Below are 2222 nucleotides of genomic sequence, written 5' to 3'. Positions count from 1 at the left end.
CCGTTAACGAAATGCTGGGCGCCCTTTTCGACGCCGAAATATAACCATTGGGGTCAGATCTTTAATCTTGAATTTTAGTCTAACGGGTTAATGGTATGAGTTTGCTTAAAAAGTTGCGTCGGCAATATTAGTGGCCATTTCCGGATTGCCATATTCTGAATTGTGACCCTATCTCAAGGTCAAAAAATTAAGCGCGTTGATGAGTATTATAAAGGATATTGTATGTGTCTTTGCGATAAGATGACCGTTTGGCACTGTTGCTTATGAAAAATTGCGACAGTGCCGATAATTTATATAGATTTTGCATGCGCATATATGTAAGCAGGAGGATAAATGATAATGTACATAGACGGAAAAGTTGTTCTCATCACGGGCGGGACCGGTTCTTTCGGCAAAAAGTTCACAAAAATACTGCTTGAGAAACATAATCCCAGGGCGGTAAGGATATTTTCGAGGGGAGAATACCTACAATATCAGATGCGCCAGGAGTTCGATGATGATCCCAGGTTGAGGTTTTTCATAGGAGACGTCAGAGACAAAGATCGCGTGTATCGTAAGTGGAATGTTCAGATCTTTAATTTTGAATTTTAATTTAGCAGGTGAATGACAAACGTGTCGAATGAATGTAAAATGGAATCAAAAAGGAGTATTTAAAAGTGCAAGTATTAGCTTTAATTCCTGCTCGAAGTGGATCTAAAGGTATTCCGGGCAAAAATTTGCGGCTACTTGCGGGGAGGCCTCTTATAGTTCATACGATAGAACAGGCAAAACAATCTACAAAAGTAAACAGGGTAATTGTTTCGACCGACGGTATGAAAATCGCAGAAATATCAAAAGAAGCAGGCGCAGAAGTTCCTTTTGCACGTCCAAGCGTATTGGCTAGCGATGATACGCCTGCATTTCCTGTTGTTCAGCATGCCCTTCAATGGCTTAAACAACATGAAGGTTATCAACCCGATGTAGTAGTCTTACTTCAACCCACTTCTCCTTTACGCAGGTCTGAGCATATCGATCAAGGGGTAGAACTGTTGCTTAAAACTCAAGCTGATTCTGTCATTAGCCTTTGCGAGACCGAACATTCACCTTATTGGATGAAGTTGCTGGACGAAAAAGGCCAAGTAAAACCTTTCATTGAGTCTAAAATTGAATATTTTCGTAGACAAGACTTGCCTATAGTCTATAGATTGAATGGGGCTATTTATGCTACGCGATATAACATTATTAAGGAAAGAAATAGATTATTGGGTGATGATGTGCGTGCTTTGGTAATGACACGGGAGGATTCCGTAGATGTTGACGACGAGATAGATTTTTTATTGGCTGAATTATTATTGAAGAGGCGTTTGGAAGGAGAAAAACATAAATGATTAAGAATATATCCATTGCTGGTCATTTTGTAGGTTTAGACACACCCGTTTTTGTCATCGCCGAAGCCGGAGTTAACCATAATGGTGACCCCGAGACGGCCAAGCGCTTGGTAGAAGCGGCAGTTAAAGCCGGAGCAGATGCCGTGAAGTTTCAGACCTTCAAAGCGGATAAGGTTGTTGCACCGCACGCGCCTAAGGCTGCATATCAAAAAGCGGCGACGGACCCCAAAGTATCCCAACTTGAGATGTTGCGCCGATTGGAACTTCCTTACGAAGTTTTTGAGGAAATAAAAACGATTTGCGATCAAAGGGGCATACTTTTTATGTCTACCTCATCGGACGAGGAAAGCACCGATTTTTTGGATAGCTTAGGCGTCCCTGTTTTTAAGGTGCCGTCGGGTGAGGTAACCAACCATCTTTTTCTTGAATATGTTGCACGAAAGGGTAAGCCCATAATCATGTCCACGGGTATGTCTTATCTGAGCGAAGTGGATGAGGCAGTACGAGTAATTCGCGAAGCCGGCAACGACAAACTGGTACTTTTGCATTGTGTGTCAAGCTATCCGGTTGATGTAGGCGACGTAAATCTAAAGGCCATGCAGACTCTACATGTCGCATTTCAGGTTCCTGTCGGCTATTCGGATCACACGCTTGGCATTGAAGTCCCGCTGCCAGCCACGGCTTTGGGAGCATGCGTTATCGAAAAGCATTTTACGCTCGACAGACGGCTTCCCGGCCCAGATCATAAGGCTTCTCTTGAACCAGACGAGCTTAAGGCCATGATTGCAGGCATTAGGATAGTGAAGCAGGCATTGGGGAGCGGGTGCAAAATGCCAGCAAGCTCGGAAGAAGACA

The 2222-nt window shown here is 43.5% G+C and carries 3 protein-coding genes; all 3 read left to right on the top strand.

Annotated elements, in window-relative coordinates; all coding sequences use genetic code 11:
* Positions 1–339: 339 nt before the first annotated feature.
* The gene (locus Q7P41_RS10045; protein WP_303883968.1) at positions 340–591 is read left to right on the top strand and encodes a polysaccharide biosynthesis protein; all 252 of its coding nucleotides are present in this window, start codon (positions 340–342) and stop codon (positions 589–591) included.
* 65 nt (positions 592–656) lie between these two features.
* On the top strand, positions 657–1367 hold the full coding sequence (locus Q7P41_RS10040) for a cytidylyltransferase domain-containing protein (RefSeq protein ID WP_303883966.1): 711 nt from the start codon (positions 657–659) through the stop codon (positions 1365–1367).
* A partial coding sequence (locus Q7P41_RS10035) for an N-acetylneuraminate synthase family protein (RefSeq protein WP_303883965.1) occupies positions 1364–2222 on the top strand: 859 nt, incomplete at its 3' end. The genes Q7P41_RS10040 and Q7P41_RS10035, both read left to right, overlap by 4 nt.

The sequence above is a fragment of the Acetomicrobium mobile genome, assembly GCF_937920065.1.
The sequence above is the reverse complement of the archived record's forward strand: the minus strand, read 5'-3'. Positions and strand labels throughout refer to the sequence as shown.

Bases quoted from the DNA above. Each gene is read 5' to 3' on its own strand.
- Q7P41_RS10045 (WP_303883968.1), top strand. From the start codon at position 340: ATGTACATAGACGGAAAAGTTGTTCTCATCACGGGCGGGACCGGTTCT.